This window comes from Flavobacterium davisii (genome assembly GCF_042182265.1).
In the GTDB taxonomy this organism is placed as follows: Bacteria; Bacteroidota; Bacteroidia; order Flavobacteriales; family Flavobacteriaceae; genus Flavobacterium; species Flavobacterium davisii.
On record NZ_CP097869.1, the window covers coordinates 1 to 21,126 of the forward strand.

General features: G+C 31.2%; 17 protein-coding genes. 8 read left to right on the forward strand and 9 right to left on the reverse strand.

Annotated elements, in window-relative coordinates:
- From dnaA to NAB20_RS00015, 3 genes are all read left to right on the forward strand, one after another.
- Positions 1–1,428, forward strand: a complete 1,428-nt coding sequence (gene dnaA, locus NAB20_RS00005; RefSeq protein ID WP_164849150.1) for a chromosomal replication initiator protein DnaA — start codon at positions 1–3, stop codon at positions 1,426–1,428.
- Positions 1,428–1,892 (forward strand): low molecular weight protein-tyrosine-phosphatase, encoded by a 465-nt coding sequence (locus tag NAB20_RS00010; protein WP_088392141.1) that lies wholly within the window; start codon positions 1,428–1,430, stop codon positions 1,890–1,892. Before dnaA ends, NAB20_RS00010 begins: the two co-directional genes overlap by 1 nt.
- Positions 1,893–2,021: 129 nt before the next feature.
- On the forward strand, positions 2,022–2,747 hold the full coding sequence (locus tag NAB20_RS00015; RefSeq protein WP_105195818.1) for an SAM-dependent methyltransferase: 726 nt from the start codon (positions 2,022–2,024) through the stop codon (positions 2,745–2,747).
- Here NAB20_RS00015 and NAB20_RS00020 read toward each other — a convergent pair.
- The 4 genes from NAB20_RS00020 to dapF all read right to left on the reverse strand — a co-directional run bounded on the left by NAB20_RS00020 (position 2,744) and on the right by dapF (position 6,200).
- Positions 2,744–3,391, reverse strand: coding sequence for a peptidoglycan-binding protein LysM (locus NAB20_RS00020; protein WP_088392145.1), 648 nt, complete (start codon positions 3,389–3,391; stop codon positions 2,744–2,746). The two genes, NAB20_RS00015 and NAB20_RS00020, sit on opposite strands and share 4 nt — an antisense overlap.
- Positions 3,392–3,757: 366 nt before the next feature.
- Complete coding sequence (mltG, locus tag NAB20_RS00025; RefSeq protein WP_105195817.1) at positions 3,758–4,777, reverse strand: endolytic transglycosylase MltG; 1,020 nt, start codon at positions 4,775–4,777, stop codon at positions 3,758–3,760.
- Between the two features lie 12 nt (positions 4,778–4,789).
- Positions 4,790–5,323, reverse strand: coding sequence for a GNAT family N-acetyltransferase (locus NAB20_RS00030; RefSeq protein WP_375605297.1), 534 nt, complete (start codon positions 5,321–5,323; stop codon positions 4,790–4,792).
- Positions 5,324–5,408: 85 nt separating this feature from the next.
- Complete coding sequence (gene dapF / locus NAB20_RS00035) at positions 5,409–6,200, reverse strand: diaminopimelate epimerase (protein ID WP_127823747.1); 792 nt, start codon at positions 6,198–6,200, stop codon at positions 5,409–5,411.
- 211 nt (positions 6,201–6,411) lie between these two features.
- On the opposite strand from dapF, the gene NAB20_RS00040 reads away from it, so the two are divergent.
- From NAB20_RS00040 to NAB20_RS00055, 4 genes are all read left to right on the forward strand, one after another.
- A complete protein-coding gene (locus tag NAB20_RS00040) occupies positions 6,412–7,797 on the forward strand; it encodes a S1C family serine protease (protein ID WP_105195815.1) in 1,386 nt (461 codons plus the stop codon).
- Between the two features lie 130 nt (positions 7,798–7,927).
- Complete coding sequence (locus tag NAB20_RS00045; RefSeq protein WP_105195814.1) at positions 7,928–9,373, forward strand: glyceraldehyde-3-phosphate dehydrogenase; 1,446 nt, start codon at positions 7,928–7,930, stop codon at positions 9,371–9,373.
- Positions 9,374–9,503: 130 nt separating this feature from the next.
- A complete protein-coding gene (locus NAB20_RS00050) occupies positions 9,504–10,358 on the forward strand; it encodes an alpha/beta hydrolase (protein WP_127823748.1) in 855 nt (284 codons plus the stop codon).
- Positions 10,359–10,360: 2 nt separating this feature from the next.
- The gene (locus NAB20_RS00055) at positions 10,361–10,894 is read left to right on the forward strand and encodes a GNAT family N-acetyltransferase (protein ID WP_375605298.1); all 534 of its coding nucleotides are present in this window, start codon (positions 10,361–10,363) and stop codon (positions 10,892–10,894) included.
- A gap of 91 nt (positions 10,895–10,985) precedes the next feature.
- Here the strand turns inward: NAB20_RS00055 and NAB20_RS00060 are convergent, their stop codons facing one another.
- The 3 genes from NAB20_RS00060 to NAB20_RS00070 form a co-directional block, all read right to left on the reverse strand.
- Positions 10,986–12,044, reverse strand: a complete 1,059-nt coding sequence (locus tag NAB20_RS00060; RefSeq protein WP_105195811.1) for an acyltransferase — start codon at positions 12,042–12,044, stop codon at positions 10,986–10,988.
- Positions 12,041–13,177 (reverse strand): hypothetical protein, encoded by a 1,137-nt coding sequence (locus NAB20_RS00065; protein WP_375605299.1) that lies wholly within the window; start codon positions 13,175–13,177, stop codon positions 12,041–12,043. The genes NAB20_RS00060 and NAB20_RS00065 overlap by 4 nt, the downstream gene beginning before the upstream one ends.
- Positions 13,178–13,435: 258 nt before the next feature.
- Positions 13,436–14,767 carry a peptidoglycan endopeptidase gene (locus tag NAB20_RS00070; RefSeq protein ID WP_127823751.1) on the reverse strand — a complete coding sequence of 444 codons (1,332 nt, stop codon included), beginning with the start codon at positions 14,765–14,767 and terminating at the stop codon, positions 13,436–13,438.
- A 508-nt stretch (positions 14,768–15,275) separates the two neighbouring features.
- Here NAB20_RS00070 and NAB20_RS00075 point away from each other — a divergent pair.
- A complete protein-coding gene (locus NAB20_RS00075) occupies positions 15,276–16,601 on the forward strand; it encodes an IS110 family transposase (RefSeq protein WP_127823139.1) in 1,326 nt (441 codons plus the stop codon).
- A gap of 754 nt (positions 16,602–17,355) precedes the next feature.
- Here NAB20_RS00075 and NAB20_RS00080 read toward each other — a convergent pair.
- Positions 17,356–17,859 (reverse strand): endonuclease V, encoded by a 504-nt coding sequence (locus tag NAB20_RS00080; RefSeq protein ID WP_375605300.1) that lies wholly within the window; start codon positions 17,857–17,859, stop codon positions 17,356–17,358.
- Positions 17,860–18,295: 436 nt separating this feature from the next.
- Complete coding sequence (locus tag NAB20_RS00085; RefSeq protein ID WP_375605792.1) at positions 18,296–21,067, reverse strand: bifunctional aconitate hydratase 2/2-methylisocitrate dehydratase; 2,772 nt, start codon at positions 21,065–21,067, stop codon at positions 18,296–18,298.
- Positions 21,068–21,126: the final 59 nt, after the last annotated feature.

Here is a 21,126-nt window from a genome sequence, read left to right on the forward strand (position 1 = left end):
ATGAACAAAACTGCGGAATCAGTATGGGCTAATTGTCTTTCATTTATAAAAGATAACATCCAAGAGCAAGCTTATAAAACTTGGTTTGAGCCTATCAAAGCGGTAGAGCTTACTGATAGCGCATTGTACATTCAAGTTCCTTCCAAATTCTTTTACGAATGGCTTGAGGAACATTACGTTAAGTTACTCAAGGTAGCATTACAAAAAGAACTAGGAAAGAGTGCGAAGTTACTATATAAAATTAAAATGGAAAACCCTTATGGGAATAAACTTCCATTTACACAACAAATTCCAAGTGCTGACAAGGCTCCTGTAAAAACACAGGAAATTGACGTACCTGTACAACAAAAAAATCCAGAGTTAAAAAACCCTTTTATCATTCCTGGAATACGCAATATTAAAATTGATTCACAATTAAATTCTAATTATAGTTTTGACAACTTCCTTGAGGGAGACTCCAATCGTCTTGCCAGAAGTGCTGGCATGGCTGTAGCAAATAAACCAGGAGGCACCTCATTTAACCCTTTACTAATTTTTGGCGGTGTGGGATTAGGCAAAACTCACCTTGCGCATGCTATAGGTGTAGAAATAAAGGAAAAACATCCTGAGAAAACTGTTTTATACATTTCAGCCGAAATATTTACACAACAGTATATTGACTCTGTCAAAAAAAATACCCGTAATGATTTTATCCACTTCTATCAACTAATTGATGTTTTAATTATTGATGATGTACAATTCTTATCTGGTAAAGCGGGTACACAAGACGTTTTTTTCCACATCTTCAACTACCTTCATCAGAATGGAAAGCAGGTAATTTTAACCTCTGACAAAGCTCCTGTTGATATGCAAGATATCGAACAGCGCTTATTATCCCGTTTCAAATGGGGATTATCAGCCGAGTTAAACCAACCTGATTACGAAACTCGAGTAGCGATTGTAAAAAGTATTTTATTCCGCGATGGTGTTGAAATGCCTGAGGATATAATAGAATATGTAGCTCGAAACATAAAATCAAATGTACGAGAATTAGAAGGAGCTATTATTTCTCTAATTGCACAATCTTCTTTCAACAAAAAAGAAGTAACTATTGATTTAGCAAAACTAGTAGTTGAAAAATTTGTTAAAAACGTAAAAAGGGAAATATCTATTGATTTCATTCAGAAAGTTGTATCCGATTATTTCCAGTTAGACGTTGCCACACTACAATCTACAACTCGTAAACGTCATGTAGTACAGGCTCGTCAATTAGCTATGTTTTTTGCCAAAAAATACACGAAAGCATCTTTAGCAAATATTGGTTCACAAATTGGAGATCGCGACCACGCTACTGTACTACACGCTTGTAAGACAGTTGACAACCTACTCACAACAGACAAACAATTTAAAAAGTTTGTAGATGATATCAATAAAAAACTTTCGTTATAATGTCTAAAAAAATCTTGATGGTCTGTTTGGGGAATATTTGCCGTTCCCCTTTAGCTGAAGGAATATTAAAATCCAAATTACCTAATAGCTACCTCATAGATTCTGCCGGAACTGGCGGATGGCACGCTGGGGAAAAACCTGATAGACGCTCTATACATATTGCTCAAGAAAAAGGAATTGACATCAGCCAACAAAAAGCCCGAAAATTCCAAAAGACTGATTTTGATACTTTTGACTACATTTTCACAATGGATAATCAAAACTATAAAGATATTATCAATCAAGCCACAACAGAAAACCATAGAAGTAAAGTACGTTTAATTTTGGAAGAAATATTTCCTGGCGAAAAAGTAGATGTTCCTGACCCATACTACGGTGGAGAAGAAGGTTTCAAAAACGTCTTTAATATGCTAGACCTAGCTTGTAAGAGCATTGCCGACAAGCTACAAAAAAAGAGCCTCTAAAAGCCCTTAAACACCATTACAAAAACAAATAACAGGATTAAAAAACCTATCGCAATACTCCTACCTATTTCTTTTATTCTATCTTTGTCCATAATTAAAATACATTTTCAACAAAAGAATATAAAATCTATGAAACCAGCAACTTTTCTTGGGAAATTATATCTAATTCCAACAACTTTAGGAGACATAAATCCAGAAGATGTTTTACCTCATACCGTTAAGAGAAGTATTGATTTCATAAATCATTACATTGTTGAGAATGAAAAAACAGCTCGTCGCTTTATAAAAGCAATACAGCCAGAAAAAAAACAACCAGATCTTATTATAAACACTCTCAACAAACACACACAAGAATCCGATTATATAACCTTTATCCAACCCTTATTGAACGGTCAAAACATTGGATTAATGAGCGAAGCAGGATGTCCAGGTGTAGCAGATCCTGGTGCTGTCATTGTAAAACTTGCACACGAAAGAGGGATACAGGTAATTCCTTTAGTTGGCCCCAGCTCTATCTTATTGGCATTGATGGCATCAGGTATGAATGGACAAAGTTTTGCATTTAATGGTTATTTACCCATAGATAAAGGAGAGAAAAAACAAGCTTTAAAAGCATTTGAAAAACTATCTTTTGAAAAAAAACAATCGCAACTTTTTATAGAAACACCTTACAGAAATAACAAACTTTTGGAAGATTTGATTCAAATTTTACAACCTAATACAAATTTATGTATTGCTTGCGATATCACATTACCTACTGAATATATCAAAACACTCACTATAAAGGAATGGAAAAAACAAAAGGTCGATTTACACAACCGACCTTCTATCTTTATTATCCACAAACATTATTAATTTAAATTATAATGTTGAGCTTTTGCATTTTTATTGGGCTCTACGCAACTGGTATCGTAGCCTGCAAATTCTTTAAGATATTCTGTTACGGAAGTTCCATAACCATCTCTAAATTTACGCCCTCCATTCGTTCGTAAAAATCTTTTTACGGAACCTACACCACCTAAATGAGCTGCTGCTAAAATTCCTGACTCGGTAATCATAATACCTTTAATTTTTGAGCCTGAATAATTAGTTATTTCTCGACGCAACTCCCACTTATTTCTAGCTAAATTAGCTAAAAAGGCTTTTTCTTGCAATTCCTTACTACTCAAAAAATAGGCTTGATCTTTTATACCTAGGGCAGCTAATGTTTCTGAACCAAATTGATATTTTCCTAGATAACCTAACGAATTTACAATATTGTATATTCCTTGTGATTCTCTTGCTCCTACACTTTGAGTAAAACCGACAAACGTTTTACCTGTAAAAGGTACATCAAAAAATCGCTGACCTACTTCTACTTCCATTGATACTGTAGATAATTCTCTTTTTTCAAAAGTATGCAACCAAGGATACATTTCTACTTTAAAGGGCCTAAAACCCGAACTTAAAAGAACGATTGAGGCAAATAATCCAAAACAGAATATTTGTTTTTTTGTCATATAAAAATTTTTCTTTTCAACTAAGCATCATAATAAAATAATATTACTATACTATCATCGCCAAAAAATTAACTTGACAAAGTTACAATTAAAAACAAAATATGCAATTTTTTATCACTAACTTTTTGAATATTAAGCTTAAAGAAAGAAAAACAAAAAATAATCATTTTTTCATTGGTCTTTATTTTTATTCTTAATAAAGGTGAAAATTTTCTTTTTTTATCTATTCCATTATAAAGAGATGTTTCATAAAAAAAGAGTCCTTCAAAAACAACAAACTAAAACCTAAATTTATGACTCTGACTCAAAGAGAATTTTTACACCCAATATTCGCAATTTCATACTTATTATAAATAGATACAGGGGTTATAAACCTAATTTATTTACCCATTCTGCATATTTTTTTGCATTTGCTTGATGCTCTTCATAAGTAACAGCAAAATCATGGTATCCTTTACGATCTACACTGGCACAAAAATATATATAATCATGGCTTTCTGGCGACAAAACAGCATCAACTGCTGAGATATCTGGCATAGCAATGGGACCTGGAGGTAATCCAATATTTTTATAGGTATTATACGGTGAATTTACAAATAACATATCTCCTTTTACTCTCTTGATTACTTGATCAAAATCGTTTGAATTTTTCTTAATAGCGAAAATAATGGTTGGATCGGCTTGTAGAGGCATTTCTAATTTCAATCTATTTAAATAAACACCTGCTACTCTTGGTCGCTCATCTTCTTTTACTGATTCTTTATGCACTATAGAGGCTAATGCCATTACTTGTTCTGGAGTAAGTCCTATTTTTTTTGCTTTTGCTATACGTTCTGAATTCCAAAAATTATGATACTCTTCCAACATCTTGTCTCTAAATTTTTCAGCCCCAATATTCCATTTTATTTCATAAGTATTGGGTATAAAAATACCTAATACATTATCAGGTGTTAAGTTATTTTTTTTCAAAAAAATGGAATCTTGTATGGCTTTCATAAGACTTAAACTATCTGCTTCAATTTGATCTGCTACACGTGAAACTAATTTTTCAACAACTTCTTGATTATTGAAAGATAGATTTAATGGCATATTATGGCGTAAAGCTGTTACAATCTGAAAGCTTCCCATTCCTTTTTTTAGTAAAAAACGACCTGGAAAAACATTTTGATCATAAGAACGTTTTTCTGCTACTAATTTAAAATTTTCTATATCTTCTACTTCTTTTGCAAGAATCTTAACCACGTCTCCATACGTAGCCCCTGTTGGTATAAAAACATACTTTTCTTTTTCTGAAAACTGTGTATTGCTTGTAAAAGCTTTAATGTAAACAAAAACGGCTAACACGAGTCCTATTAGTCCTACTCCTAAAAATACTTTTTTGTTCAAAATAATTCGATTTTAATAATTTGGATTGATTAACTGAAAAAGGAGTTCGTCATGATAGCTTCCGTTTTGAAAAACCCAATCTTTTTTAACTCCTATTTTTTGGAATCCAAAATTAGTAAAAAGCTTTAAACTAGCTTCATTAGAACAACCAATATTTGCATACAATTGATGCAATTGTAAATGAAAAAATGAATATTTAATTAAGAGCTCTAGTGCTTCACTACCTACCCTTTTATTTCTATTCTCTATATTTTCTATTACTACGCCTATTCCTGCTCTATGATTTTTAGGATCGTAATCAAACAAATCTATTAAACCAACAGGTTTATATGTTCCTAACTTACATATTGCCATACGTAATTGTTTTGCTTGATAAATGTCTTGATGGGCATTTTCTAGATATTGTTTAATCAAAAAACGAGAATATGGAGTTTGTGTGTTACTAACTTCCCAAATGGATTCAGTATTTTCTATTTTATAAATAAATGATAGATCTTCTGGTTCGAGTGCTCGTAAAAAAATATTTTCCCCTTTTAATGTATTCATAAAACTTTCTTTTCAATTACAAAATCCTATACAATTTAACTACTATAATAGTATTTAGCAATACAAACAAGCCAATGTATTTAAGTTACTCTTCATCAAAATCAATTTCTCCTTTAAAAACGAATTGGGCTGGACCAATCAAATGTATATTTTTATATTTATTTATATCTTTTTCAAATGTGATTTGTAATTGCCCTCCTTGAACTTCAATTCCTATTCTATTTGAAGTCGCTTTACCTAAATGAAACATTGCTAATGCTACCGCCGTTGCTCCTGTACCGCAAGACAGGGTTTCATCTTCTACTCCTCGTTCATACGTCCTAATAGCAAAATCATTTTCTCCTTTTTGAATTACAAAATTAACATTACTCCCTTCCTTTCCATACAAGTCGCTATAACGAATTTTTGCCCCTTCCTTTTTAACATCTAATTCTTTTAATTCTTGTACTTCTTGTACATGATGTGGAGAACCCGTATTTAAAAAAACATACCCAGATTGTACTTGTATTGATTGTACATCTATCATTTGAAGTGAAACAAGATTTTCATTTGTAATTTTTGCATGATGTATCCCATCTACTGCAATAAAAGTGGTGGTTTCTTGAATTATCTCCATTTTTCGAGCAAATGCAACAAGACATCTACCACCATTACCACACATTGAACTTTCATTTCCATCTGCATTATAATAAACCATTTTAAAATCTGTCGAATTGTCATTTTCTAACAACATTAATCCGTCAGCTCCTACTCCAAAACGTCTATCACAAATAAATTTAATAAGTTTGGTATTATTTTTGGGAAAAATTAAATCACGATTATCCAAGATAACGAAATCATTTCCTGTTCCTTGGTATTTATAAAATGTAAGTTTCATGTATTAATATTAATTTATAACAGACATAGATTATATAAAAATCAGCGGATTACTCTTAACATAACAAATATCAGAATCCTTTATAAAGCTACCAAAGATACAAAATATTAATAGGAAGTTAAAGATTGTTAAACAGGCGTTAAAGCTAAAAAATCAGAATAAGAAAATTATATTTTTACATTTAAATAAAAACAAGAATAAAGAAGATGTCATGAAAAAATTAAGTAGTTTATTTTTAATTTCAGTACTAAGTGGAGCAACTACATTAGGAGGCTACAAGTTGTTTTTTGAAAACAATTCTATGAGTTCTTCCTTATCTATTGCTCCTGATTATACACGTGCGGTAAGCATGGGGGCTGAAAATATAGATTTTACATCAGCCGCCGAAAGAGCTGTACATACCGTTGTACACGTAAAGAACAAAACGGTTTATAATTTACCCTCGGATCCTTTTATGGAGTTTTTTTATGGACACAAAGGTGGACAACAACAAACTCAGGTTGGCACAGGTTCTGGTGTAATCATTAGTAAAGACGGATACATTATAACAAACAACCACGTAATTCAAAATGCAACAGAACTAGAAGTGACCTTAAACAACAATAAAACATACAAAGCAAAATTAGTTGGTACCGATAGTAAAATGGATATTGCTTTGCTAAAAATCGAAGCAGAGAGCGATTTACCTGCTGCTACTTTTGGCAATTCAGAACAGATAAAAGTGGGCGAATGGGTTTTAGCTGTTGGTAATCCTTATAACCTAACGTCTACGGTTACGGCTGGTATTGTATCTGCTAAAGCCCGTGACTTAAGTAACCAAGGTATCCAATCCTTTATTCAAACCGATGCGGCTGTAAATCCTGGCAATAGTGGAGGCGCATTAGTAAATACGAGAGGCGAACTGGTTGGCATCAACACTATGATTTCATCTCCTACTGGAAGTTATACTGGATATTCTTTTGCTGTACCTTCAAACTTAGCTCGTAAAATCGTAGAGGATTTAATGGAATATGGCAATGTACAAAGAGCTGTTTTGGGTATTGAGGGAAGAGAACTTAATGCTATAGGAGCTAAAGAAATAGGGACTAAAGAAACAGCAGGGGTATATGTAGCTAAAGTTTCAAAAGGAACGGGTGCTGAAAAAGCAGGTATCAAATCAGGTGATGTAATTAAGCAGTTAGATAACAAAACTATTAACTCTTTTGCTGATTTAACAGCCTATATCAATACAAAACGTCCTAATGAAGAAGTCAAAGTAGGTTTTATAAGAGAGGGAAAACTAATGACCAGCATAGTAAAATTAATCAAAAAGGAACTCATAAATTATGACCTAAAAGGTTTAGAACTAGAAGATTTAGATGCCAACGATAAAAAACGTTTTCGCTTAAGTTATGGCGTAAAGATAAAGGAAGTTTCAAATGAAGAATTAGGGGATTATGCGGAACAGCTTAAAGGAGGAATTATATTAAAAGTAGATAACGTTAAGGCTACTGATATAGAAACCGTTACACGAGTAATCGCTAAAAAGAGTGAATCTCAAAAAACTCAGATTGAAATGTTAACCAATACAGGAGAACTGTTACGTTTCCTTTTGTAAATATACTTTTCTATTAACTATTGAAAACCAGCGTTAAAACGTTGGTTTTTTTATTAAAAAAATTCAAAAAAAAGTTTAGCAAAAGATTTTAAATAAATACTTTTGCATGGTCTAATTTTTATAAAAAGAAATGAGCAATACAACTTATGAAAAAGAGTTAGCATTTCAGGCTGACAGAAGAAAAGCAGCGGTTGAATTTATCAAAATCGTGAGCGATTTATGGTATGACAAATCAATCGAAATGGTTTTATTTAGAAACCAATTATTGGATCGTAATGTAAGCGAAATCATGAATTTACATGATTATGCGGGAGAGTTCGTTCAAAAACCCATTAATATTTTTGACTCAGTAGAAATCTTAAGAGCTATTCACGCATTAGATTTACCTCCTTCACGTTTGGATATTGGCAAATTAACTTACGAGTTTCACTTAGAAGACAATAAGTACAATGATGCTACAAGCTTTGTGGTAGACAAGTTAAAAGAGGCTAAAGCTTCTGACGAAATTAAACCCAAAGATGTTGTCCTTTATGGATTTGGACGTATTGGTCGTTTATTAGCACGCGAACTTTCTTCAAAAATTGGAAAAGGACAACAATTGCGTTTACGTGCCATTGTAACTCGTGACAAGAACGATGCTGTTTTACTAGAAAAACGTGCTTCTTTATTACGTTATGATTCTGTACATGGTGATTTTCAAGGTTCTGTAGAAGCAGATGCTGAAAATGGTACTCTAATCATTAATGGCGCTCCAGTACACATCATTACCGCTAATTCTCCAGAAGAAATAGATTATACAAAGTATGGTATTCAAGATGCCTTAGTAATTGATAACACAGGTGCCTTTACAACGGAGGAAGCTTTAAGTCGTCATTTAACATCAATAGGCGTTGAAAAAGTACTATTAACAGCTCCAGGAAAAGGCGTTCCTAATATAGTACATGGAGTAAACCATGAAGCATACAACCCAGATGACGTTAAAATTTGGTCAGCAGCTTCTTGTACAACTAACGCTATTACGCCTGTATTAGCTGCTATTGAGGAAACATTAGGAGTTGTAAAGGGACATATAGAAACAATCCACGCTTACACTAACGACCAAAACTTAGTAGACAACATGCACAAAAAATACCGTCGTGGTCGTTCTGCTGCACTAAACATGGTAATTACAGAAACAGGCGCTGGAAGCGCTGTTGCAAAAGCATTACCTAGTTTAGCTGGAAAATTAACTTCAAACGCAATTCGTGTACCAGTTCCAAATGGATCATTGGTTGTACTAAACCTTGAAGTAGAAAAAACTACAAACCGTGAAGAGTTAAACGGTATTATGAAAAAATACGCATTAGAAGGTAAGTTAGTAGAACAAATAAAATATGAGTTAAACAATGAACTTGTTTCTTCTGATATTGTAGGTACATCTGCTCCTTCTATTTTTGATAGTAACGCTACTATTGTTTCATCTGATGGTAAAAACGTAGTAATGTATGTATGGTATGACAACGAGTATGGCTATAGTCACCAAGTAATCCGTTTAGCAAAATATATTGCTAAAGTAAGACGTTACACTTACTATTAATAGATAAACAAACAAACCAAAGTACATATAAGCCGTTTCCAAAGAAACGGCTTTTTTAATGCCATTTGGCTGATTATTATGATTTTATTTTTTTTTAAATTTGAAAATCTAATCAATCAAAAAATAGAAAATGAAAAAATTTTTTTTCCTGAGCTTTTTTTTCTACGCCTTAATGGCTCTAGCTCAACAAAACAATTTAACGAAAACCACTAAATCATTTAATTTAGGCATCGTTGATGAAATTACGTCTACTATTTTAAATGAAAAAAGAACGCTTAACATTTACCTACCACAAGGTTATAACGACCAAGAGCATTATCCTGTAATTTATGTTTTGGATGGGAGTGCCGAAGAAGATTTTATTCACATAACAGGTCTAGTACAATACTTTACATTTCCTTGGATTGAGAGAATTCCTAAGTCTATTGTAGTAGGGATTGCTAATAAAGATCGAAAAAGAGATTTTACATCAACTCCTAATCAACAAATCATACGAGATCGTTATCCTACTTCAGGCGGTTCTGATAAATTTATAGCTTTTATAGAAAATGAGTTACAACCTTACCTAAATAAAAACTATAAAATATCTAATGAAAAAACCATTATTGGACAATCATTGGGAGGTCTTTTAGCCACTGAAATCTTATTTAAAAAGCCTCATTTATTTGATAAATATATTATTATTAGTCCTAGTTTATGGTGGAATGATGGAGCTCTTTTAAAATTAAATCCTGATATATTAAACGAAAGTTTCCAACAAAACAAATCAATTTATATAGGAGTTGGCAAAGAGGGACTGAGTCCTATATTTGATAATCACGTAATGGAAGTAGATGCTAATTTACTTTTTGATAAAATAAAATATGGTAAATCGAAAACAGTAAAAGTTGTTTTTGATTATTTACCAGAAGAAGATCATGCAACAGTAACACACCCTGCTGTATTTAATGCTTTTAAACTTTTGCATCCTAAAAAAGACAATTAATAATGAATTTGCAACCACAATTAGAAAATGAAAATATTTTATTAGTTCCTCTAGAAGAAGAAGACCTTGGCGCATTATATCATGTAGCATCAGATCCTCTAATTTGGGAACAACACCCTAAAAAAGATCGTTACCAAATAGACTCGTTCAAAATATTTTTCGAAGAAGCTATTGATTCAAAGGGAGCTTTTAAGATTATTGATAAAAAACAAAATATAATAATAGGTAGCTCACGATATTATGATCTTGACCTAGAGGATAAAAGTATATTAATAGGCTATACTTTTTTGAGTAGAGATTATTGGGGATCTCTATATAATTCTCAAATAAAGAAATTAATGCTAGATTATGCTTTTGAATATTTAGATAAAGTGTATTTTACGGTTGGCGCACTCAACATCCGTTCTCAAAAAGCAATTGAAAAAATTGGCGGTATAAAGAACAAGGAATTTTCTGTATTTTATGACAATCAACCTGACGTTTTGAAATTTCAATATGTAATTGAAAAATCTATTTGGCTTAAAAATATTCTATAATTATTTTTTCAAATAAAATTATGGCATTTATACAACATTTTTAGAATGAAGTATAAATGCCTTTTTTGTAGGTTTTAACCTTGATTACGCATTAAAAATTTATTTTCTTTCTTTCCATTATCATAGTTATCCAATAGGAAGCAAGAAAAACTACAATCATAAGCAAAATAGACTGATATAAATTACATTCTTTTTGTCCTAAAAAAGGGATTAATCCTACTATTACAATCCATTGGACAGCATAAAAATTAGTCAAATTTTTACTTAAAAAAGCTATAGGTTGATATTTTTTTTCAGAAACATATTGAATTAAAATATCACAAACTTTCATCCATATAAGCACAAATCCGATATATAATAGGATTCCACCTATTCTGGTATGCCAATAATCGCCTAAATGATATTTTGGGTTTATATAGCTCATTATTCCTCCCGTTATAAAAAGAACAACTCCCAAATAAAAACTTTTTATTAAAACTTCTTTATCTTCTTTGTACAAGAAATAGTGTCCCATTACATATCCTGTTAAAGGATAAACTAACCATGGAAATAGAGGGAATGATACAGCATCGCCTTTATCGCCCCAAAATAAATCGAATATTCTATCTATAAACAGGTTACCTGTCTGAATACCCCATAGATAAGTTGAACAACTTCCTATAAGCAGTATTAGAATTGCTATATATTTTACAGGTACTTTATATCTACTTAATAAAGTCATAATTAAATAGGATAATCCTGCAAATTGTAGTATATCAATAACTAAAAAGTTATTTAATATGGTTTGAACCATGTCTCCTTCTTTTGAAATCCCCTCAACCGTTTCTGTTTTTACGAATAGAGAAACAATTCCAAAAAAAATAGCTGGGATTAATAATCTAAAAAAATTAAGTTTATATCCTTTCAAAAAAATAGACCCACTTCTTTTTAATCTTGACATAAAATCAAAATTTCTCGAATAGGAAAAAGAAAGCCCCATACTAAACATAAAAACGGGAGCTGCTGGAGATTCGCCTAATAGGGTAATTATTTTTCCGAAATAGGTATCTTTTTCTATTGCTGATAAAGTATGTGTATTAAGAACATGCACACAAACCATAAATACTGCTGCTAGTGCTTTGGCTAAATCAATAAATTTTAATCTTTTCATTTGATGTCTTTTAATTTGATTAATTTAATTTCATAATCTAAACTATCTATTTTATAGTCTTTTTTGTTTTTTAAAAATCTAAAACTTAATATACCTGTATCATATTGTCCCATTTGAATAGAATTAACAATATTTAACTTTTTTCTTGTAACATAAAATTTGTAATTATTATTGGAATCTGGTAAGAGTTCTTCTTTTACTAATTGTACTTTATATAAGTTATAATCTGGAGTAGTATAAAGAGGGGAATAAAACGTCCAAGAGAAGTAATCTGCTAGGGGTTGTTTTTCAACTGTAATTTCTAGTGCTTCATCCTCCTTTAGTTTTACATAAACACCTTCATAGAAAATATCTTTTGAAGGAAATAATGCGTTAGAATTTTTAGGATTTAATCTTACTTCTTGTTTGGATTTGTTAGGAGCTATACTTAATGAATTTGTTAAATCTATTGAATTTTCAACTAAACCTGTAAAAAATTCAGCAAATGATTTATTCGTATTAATGTTCGTATTTTTATTTACTATTTCTTTAGATGAATTAGATGGCTGTCTTTCTATAACAGGGGGCATTTTTGTATCTTTCAGCCTTTTGGTATAATCAGCATAATATTCTCTTAGGATTATTATATAGTCTTCATCATTTATTTTTAGCCAATTTTTTTGCCCTTGGATATTCTCTGGGGATAGATTAATTTCGTAATCACCGTTAGCATTAATTTCCATTGCTTCTGAGGAAATACTTTCTGCTAGTAAATTATACCCTTCTTCTTTCTTGTATACTTGTACACCTATATAAATTGCTTTTCCTAAATTTCCTTTTATTACATAATTATTTTTACTTGTAATAAATGCTGAATAATAATTTGTAGAAGGATTATCACCTGCTACTTTACGATTTTCTCCTATCCAATTTGTAAATTTAGGGGTACTATTGTCGTTATTTTCTAAATAAATATCTTTGCTCAATGAAAGAGCATCTGTTAGGAAAACTAACGATTCCTTTTTAACCGATTTTACTTTGTGTTTTTTAACGAATTTTTCTAATTTGGTTAGCGTATTATCAATCTTTAAATTTTGAGCATTTAGAGCATTTAAACAATTAAGGCTTATAAAAAATAGTACAATTATTCTCATGTAGTTCATTTTATTTATTTAAAAAATTATGATTAACTAATTTAATTTTAAACTTTATAATTCCTTATCTATTTCAATAAAAAATATTAGATGGTTCTATCAATAAATTTGATTTGAATGATAAGGATTTTATAAGAAAATACGACTCAAAAATGGTTTTATAATATAATAAGAAATACCGTGCTATCTTTATGAAAGTAGCATAATAAAATATTTTTGAAATTAATTTGTAGATTCTGAAAGTTTTATTTTTCTTTCTTATTCATCTAATAAAACGCGATTAATTTGTACAAATCTCTTAGCGTAATAAGGTTCTTTAGTAGATGATATAATAACTCCTTGACTCGTTGACGAATGAATGAATTTAATTTCATCTTCTATAACGTCTGTAACCATTCCTACATGGCCTACTCCTCTACCCCGTGTAGCAAAAAAGATTAAATCGCCTTTTTGTGCTTGATCTCTATCAATACGTACTCCTGCTCTTTGAGCCATTTCTCTTGATGAGCGAGGTAAAGTCATTTCTATATTTTTAAATGTAGCAAACATTAAACCAGAACAATCAAACCCTCCATTACCTGTAGAACCACTACGATAACGCGCCCCTATATTTTCGGATGCTTTAGTTATTAAAAACTCTGCTTTGGACATGTTTTCTTCTGATAAAGGAGCTACTACTGTAATTGGCATTTCTGGTTGTACAGCTTCTGATTCAATAATTAACTCATCTGTATTTTCTTCTTCTATTTGAGGCTTAATTTCTACAATTTTGATTTGCCCTTTTTTAGGTGAAGTAGGCATTATTTTTTCTACTTGTTTGGCTACTTCTACTTCTTTTTCTCCTTTTTGAATTTCTTTTTCTTTAGTTGTTACTGCATCTTTTATTGCATTTTGAGATTTTGGTTCTACAGATATCGCAACATTTTCAGGTATTGATTTTGTTTTTATGAGCAATTTATCTCCTATTGCTAGACTATTTTTTATATGAGGATTTAAGGTTTCTAATTCGGTAATAGTCATTCCATATTTTTTTGAAATACCGTATTTTGTTTCTTTTACTTGTACTTCATGTATGACTTCTATCCTATTATTATTTAATTCAGAAGGTGCAGCCGCTTGTTCTTGCATCATCGTGGTTTCTTCCTTCTTCCTTTTTTTATTTTTTTTAGGCTTTTCTTCTGTTAAATTTGCCCAATTTTCTTTTTCTGTTGGTATTTTTATATGTTCTCCTATTTTTAAGCCTTGCGATTCTATGCTAGGATTAATTTCCTTTATTTTTTCTATAGTTGTTTTGTACTTTTTTGAAAGACTGTATAACGTTTCTTTGGTTAACACTTCATGTTCTACTATTTCAACTTGGGAGTCTTTGTCCTTAACTCTAGAAATAGGGATTTCTAAAAGCATATTTAGTTGTAATGTTTTTTTTGCTTTGGGATTTAGTTCTATAATTGCACTTTGTTTTACATTGTATTTTTGTGCAATACTATAAACTGACTCACCACTTACCACTTTGTGTTTGATTTTTTCTTGCCCGAAAACACTAACTGATAGACATAAAAAAGTATATATAATTTTTTTTTGAAAATTCATTATTTAAATTTAAATGTATAGAAGGTCTTACCCTTTTTTATTCGTTTCGCAAGTTACACAATAAAAGTGGCTCTTCCTCTAAAATTTAACACTTTTTTAAAAACCAACAACACGGATTTCCTCTTTGAAAGACCTCTTCCCTTTTAACAGAATGTTGTTTAAAAAATTTATTTTATTCTTTTTACTACTTTATTTATAGAGTCTTTTGGTTTACAAATAAAAAGCATGCTTATTTTCAAAATATTAAACCCAGCGACCCTATATTTTATTTTAACCCAGATTTCAAGAAAGTATTGTTCTTTGACAAATGAGAGCTAACTTGCACTTGCGAGCGAAGCCTATGTATAAAATGGTGAATTTATCCCCTCCCAGATTTTGGCTGAAATGTAAAAAGGCTTCCATTTGGAAGCCCTTTGAGACAATCAATGATGAAACACCATGTTATCTCGTATAGAATAATTTAAGCAAAGATATTACATTTCCTCGCATTTTAATAAAAAGATATTTTATGAAAAGTTTCGAAAAAATGCAAATTGTAAATCCCAATGCTGCAGGAATTGATGTTGGGTCACGTTCTCATTTTGTAGCCATAGGACAGGATGAAAATCAAATTAGAGAATTTAATGTTTATCAATCAGGATTATGCGCTTTGGTAGCTTATCTTCAAGAGAACAAGATTCGTAGTGTTGCTTTGGAGTCCACAGGGAGTTATTGGCAATCTTTGTTTATGATCTTGCAGGGAAATGGTTTTGAAGTTCTTTTGGTTCAAGGGACTCAAACAAAAAACCTCAAAGCAAAGACAGATGTGAAAGATGCACAATGGATACAGAAACTTCATTCTTTAGGGCTATTACGAGGTTCTTTTTTGCCCTCTGAAACCACTTTGCAGATAAGAACACTTCATAGACATCGTTCTAGTTTGATTGAACAAAGTTCAGGCTTTGTAAACAAAATGCAAAAAGCATTACGTTTAATGAACTTCAGACTCGACGTTGTGATAAGTGACATCACAGGAGTTTCTGGAATAAGAGTAATTGAGATGATACTATCAGGTGAAACTTCAGGTGAAAAATTAGCTGAATATTGCGACAAACGAGTTAAAAAAAGCAAAGAAGAAATAGCCGACGCTTTGCAAGGTAAAATAAACAATGAATACCTACATGAGCTTTCCGATTGTTATGATATTTACAGACTTATTCAAGATAAAATAAAAAACACCGATACTCGTATTGATCAAGTGCTGAAAAATCAAACCAGAGAAATTGTTTTATCAGAAGATATCGAATTGGTAAAGAAACAGAATAAAGGGAAAAACCAACCCAAATTTGATGTACAGAAATATAGTTTAAAACTTTTTGGAGTAGATCTCTTTGCTATAGAATCAGTTTGCTCAGGAACCGTTACTAGTTTTTTAGCCGAAATAGGCACCGATATATATAAATTCAAGACCTCCAAGCAATTTGTGAATTGGCTCAGGTTAGCTCCAAATAATAAAATTAGTGGAGGTAAGGTTTTGAGTAGCAGAACTCCAAAAGGGAAAAATAAATTTGCATTGACATTAAGAAATGCGGCAAATACAATTGAAAGAAAAAAAGAAGGTTACCTCGTTATGTTCTTTAAAAGGATTTCTTTTAAAAAAGGAAGAGGTGCTGCAATTACAGCAACAGCAAGAAAAATAGCAGTTATAATTTGGAATATGATAGTCAAAAAACAACATTATATACCAATAAATACAGACCAATATATTCAAGAAATGAAGAATAAAAAAACGATACAAATTAAAAAAATGATTAAAAAATACGGAATCGAAACTACTTCTTTATCAATTCCTTAAATTAAGTTAGATAGAATTACGCATTAGACCCGAGCGTAGCGAATAGACGAAGTAAATCTATTCCACTTTATTTTTCTTCCAATTCAAGCACGTACTCAAATTTTAATCATCAAAATAGTTCACTATTTCTTCTTCTAAAATTTTCCGTGAGCACTTGAATTTATTAAAAAATTTTGTTTCACAACGAAGTCTAATGCGGAATCTGGGTTTAAATCAGGTAATCATTTCTTAAGCTCCAATTATGCGGTAGAAATTTATTACAAATAAAGAAGGATTTTGAACCTAAAAAAGAGCCTTTTTTGCCCTTAATTAGATTGTCTTAGAAGTTGGCAATCTTGGTATTTATACAATAGGAGAAATAACATAAATATTAGATTTAATGAACGACGTTCATTACAATTTTCAATAATAGTACCTTCATAAATAAATCTAATTTTCACTAAAACAATAAATGAAAAAGAACTTTTAAATAGTATATTATTCCCGTTTGTCTTTTCTATTCAACATTTTCCTATAAAATTTTATTTTCTCATTATTTTACTGATCATACCTGTGCTTTATTTTTAACCTAGCTTTTGATTATGTGTAGCAAATAATTATCTTAATCAAAGGTTTTCTTCTGTATATTCAAATAGAAAATGCTGTTTGTAATAGATTGTCATACTCTTAAGAATATTTGTTAGCTATATCCATTTATTTTATTTTTTCTTATGTAAGGATGTTTTTTCTATATAAATATCAAAGATCTTTTTTTCTAATTTTGATTTTTCGTAATAGTATCTAATTCTTTCAAAATAGATGGAATACGAAAATCACCTTGCATATTTTGTAAATGAGCAACAGCTTCTGTTATTTCCATCCCAATAGCGGAAACATATAAGGGTTTTTTACTTTCTCCTCTATATAGGGGTACTACTGTAGAAGTGTTACTATGAAACGCGTTTTTAGCTACTCCTATAATGGGAATTTTCTTTTCTAACAATTCCCACACGTAACCTCCTAAGCCGTATTTTAGGGAATCATCTACATAAATATGACCGTCTATTATAATGATTTTTATTTTTTCTAATGGTATTTTTTTTAACAATGCTTCAATACATGGTAATTCTCGTTTGTAAAATTCTCCTGGCACGTACTCTGCAACGCCTTCTTTTATATCAATAATAACTTCTTGGGGGTGCATATCTTTCCAATCAAAAAGAACTCCTACACTTTTAGCTATTTCATTTATATAATATACATCTATGGCTAGTATCATATTTCTTTTTTTATTAGGTTTATTGCTTATAAAATTAATTTTAATTACTAAATTCTAATAACTTTTTATTGTTATTCTTCTATTTTCAAAAATATTACAACTTTTTTTGCTTGGTTTTTCATAATTAAAACTGAATTACATTTTAAAATTTATTATAAATAAAGTGCCTTTGAATTTACCCCAAATTCCGCATTAGATTCGAGGTGAATTAGCAAAGCAAATTCATTTTATTTTTTTCCGATTCAAACGCGTATTTCAATTTTAATCATCAAAATAGTTTCCTTCTTTTTTCTTCTAAAATTTTCCGTGAGTACTTGAATTTATTTAAAAATTTTGTTTCAAAACGAAGTCTAATGTTGAATCTGGGTTTAAGAAGAAAAGAAAAGGCTGTCTAAAAAAAATTACAGACAGCCTTTTGATTAATTCTAAGAATAGATTATTTTACTAATAGTTTATGAGAAGGAGCAAAATTGGTCAAATTGATTCCTTGAACTGCTTGTTTATATTCTTCAATTGTTGGGGTTCTTCCTAAGATTGTAGATAATACCACTACTGGTGTAGAAGAAAGTAAAGATTCTCCTTTTTTGGCATCGGTATCTTCTACTACTCTTCCTTGGAATAAACGAGTAGATGTTGCCATTACGGTATCACCTTTCGATGCTTTTTCTTGATTCCCCATACATAGATTACAACCTGGACGCTCTAAATATAACATATTTTCATATTCTGTACGCGCTACTGATTTAGGGTTGTTATCATCAAATTCAAAACCTGAGTATTTTTGTAATACCTCCCAATCGCCTTCTGCTTTTAATTCGTCTACGATATTATATGTTGGTGGTGCTACTACTAATGGTGCATTAAATTTTACTTCTCCTTTTTGTGCTTCTACATTTTTTAACATTTGAGCTAATATTTTCATATCGCCTTTATGTACCATACAAGAACCTATAAATCCTAAGTCAACTGTTTTGGTTCCGCCATAGAAAGACAAAGGACGAATAGTGTCGTGTGTATAACGTTTTGACACATCTTTATTGTTTACATCTGGATCAGCAATCATTGGTTCATTTACTACGTCTAAATCAACCTCTACTTCAGCGTAATATTTAGCATTAGCATCTGGTTTTAATGCAGGTTCTTTTCCTGAGCGAATTTCTTCAATACGTTGATTTGCTTTATCAATTAAACCTTGTAGTACTTTATTTTTGTTATCCATTCCTTTATCAATCATGATTTGGATTCTAGACTTAGCAATTTCTAATGATTCTATTAAGGTTTGATCTTCAGAGATACAGATAGATGCCTTCGCTTTCATTTCTGCTGTCCAATCTGTAAATGTAAAGGCTTGATCTGCTGTTAAAGTTCCTATATGTACTTCAATAATTCTACCTTGGAAAACATTTTCTCCTCCAAATTGGTGTAACATTTGGGCTTGTGTTGCATGAACTACATCACGAAAATCCATATAATTAGCCATATTTCCTTTAAAAGTTACTTTTACTGATTCAGGAATTGGCATAGAGGCTTCTCCTGTAGCTAAAGCTAAAGCTACTGTGCCAGAATCTGCTCCAAACGCTACCCCTTTAGACATACGTGTGTGTGAATCTCCTCCTATAATAATGGCTCTATCATCTACTGTTATATCATTTAATACCTTATGAATAACATCGGTCATTGCATGATATAGGCCTTTAGGGTCGCGTGCTGTAATTAAACCAAAGTCATTCATAAATTTCATCAATTTAGGAATGTTTGTTTGTGCTTTTTTATCCCAAACTGAAGCGGTATGACAACCTGATTGATAAGCTCCATCAACAATAGGAGAAATTACAGTTGCAGCCATTGATTCTAGTTCTTGAGCAGTCATTAAGCCTGTAGTATCTTGCGATCCTACTATATTAACTGTTACACGAACATCTGACCCTGCGTGTAATATTTTTCCTGGTGTGTTACCTACTGCATTTCTATTAAATATTTTTTCTACAGCTGTTAATCCTTGCCCTTCTATAGAAACTTCTTTTGAAGGAGCAAAAACTACGGGTGCTGTTATTCCTAATGTTTTAGCAGCAAAAGTTTGTAATTTTTTACCAAAAACGATGGCATAAGAGCCTCCTGCTTTGATAAATTCCATTTTTTGCGGAGTAAATGATTTTGATAAATCAATTAATTCTTGGTCTCCGTCGTATAATTTTTTTGTTTTTGTATTAATTGTTAAAACGGTTCCTGTTTCAACAGAATAGACTTGCTCTAATACAGGTTCTCCGTTTTCATCACGAACTAATTCACCGTTTTCATTTGTTTTTTTGATCCAATTTTTAAGATCAACACCAATACCTCCTGTTACATCAACTGTAGTTAAAAAAATAGGAGAAATTCCGTTAGTCCCACCTACGATTGGGGCAAAGTTCACAAATGGTACATAAGGGCTTGCTTGTTTACCTGTCCATAATGCTACATTGTTTACACCTGACATACGAGAAGATCCTACTCCCATAGTTCCTTTTTCTGCCACTAACATTACACTTTTATCTGGATGCTGCATTTTCAAGGCTTCTATTTCCTCTTGTGCTTTAGGAGAAATCATACATTTACCGTGTAATTCTCTATCAGAACGTGAATGCGCTTGGTTACCTGGAGAGAGTAAATCCGTTGAGATATCACCCATTCCTGCTACGAAAGTAACTACTTTTATTTCTTGGGCTACTTCTGGTAATTTTGTAAAGAATTCCGCTTTAGCATAACTTTCTAATATATCTACAGCTACTGTATTTCCTTTTTCAAAAGCTATTTTCAAACGATCCATGTCTGCATCGTATAAAAATACTTGTGTTTTTAATACTTCTGCAGCTTGTTTAGCAATTTCGGTATCATTTCCTAATGCCAAATCCAATAATACGGCTATGGAAGGACCTCCTTTCATGTGTGACAGTAATTCAAATGCAAAAGTGGGTGTTATTTCTGGCACTAATTCTTCTCCTAAAATTATTTCTTTTAAGAAATCAGCTTTTACTCTTGCAGCTGGAGTTGTTCCAGGTAAAGTATTGTATATAAAAAAACCTAGAGAATCTTCTCTATCCTGATTTTTCATATCTTTTATCTGTGCTACAATTTCGTTTAATAATTCCGCACTATCAATAGGTTTTGGATGTAATCCTTGACCTTTTCGTTCTTCAATTTCTTTAAGGTATTCTTTATACAATTCCATATCTAATACTATAAATATAAGGTTATCATTTTTGTTGTTCAAATTTACGAAATGTTCAG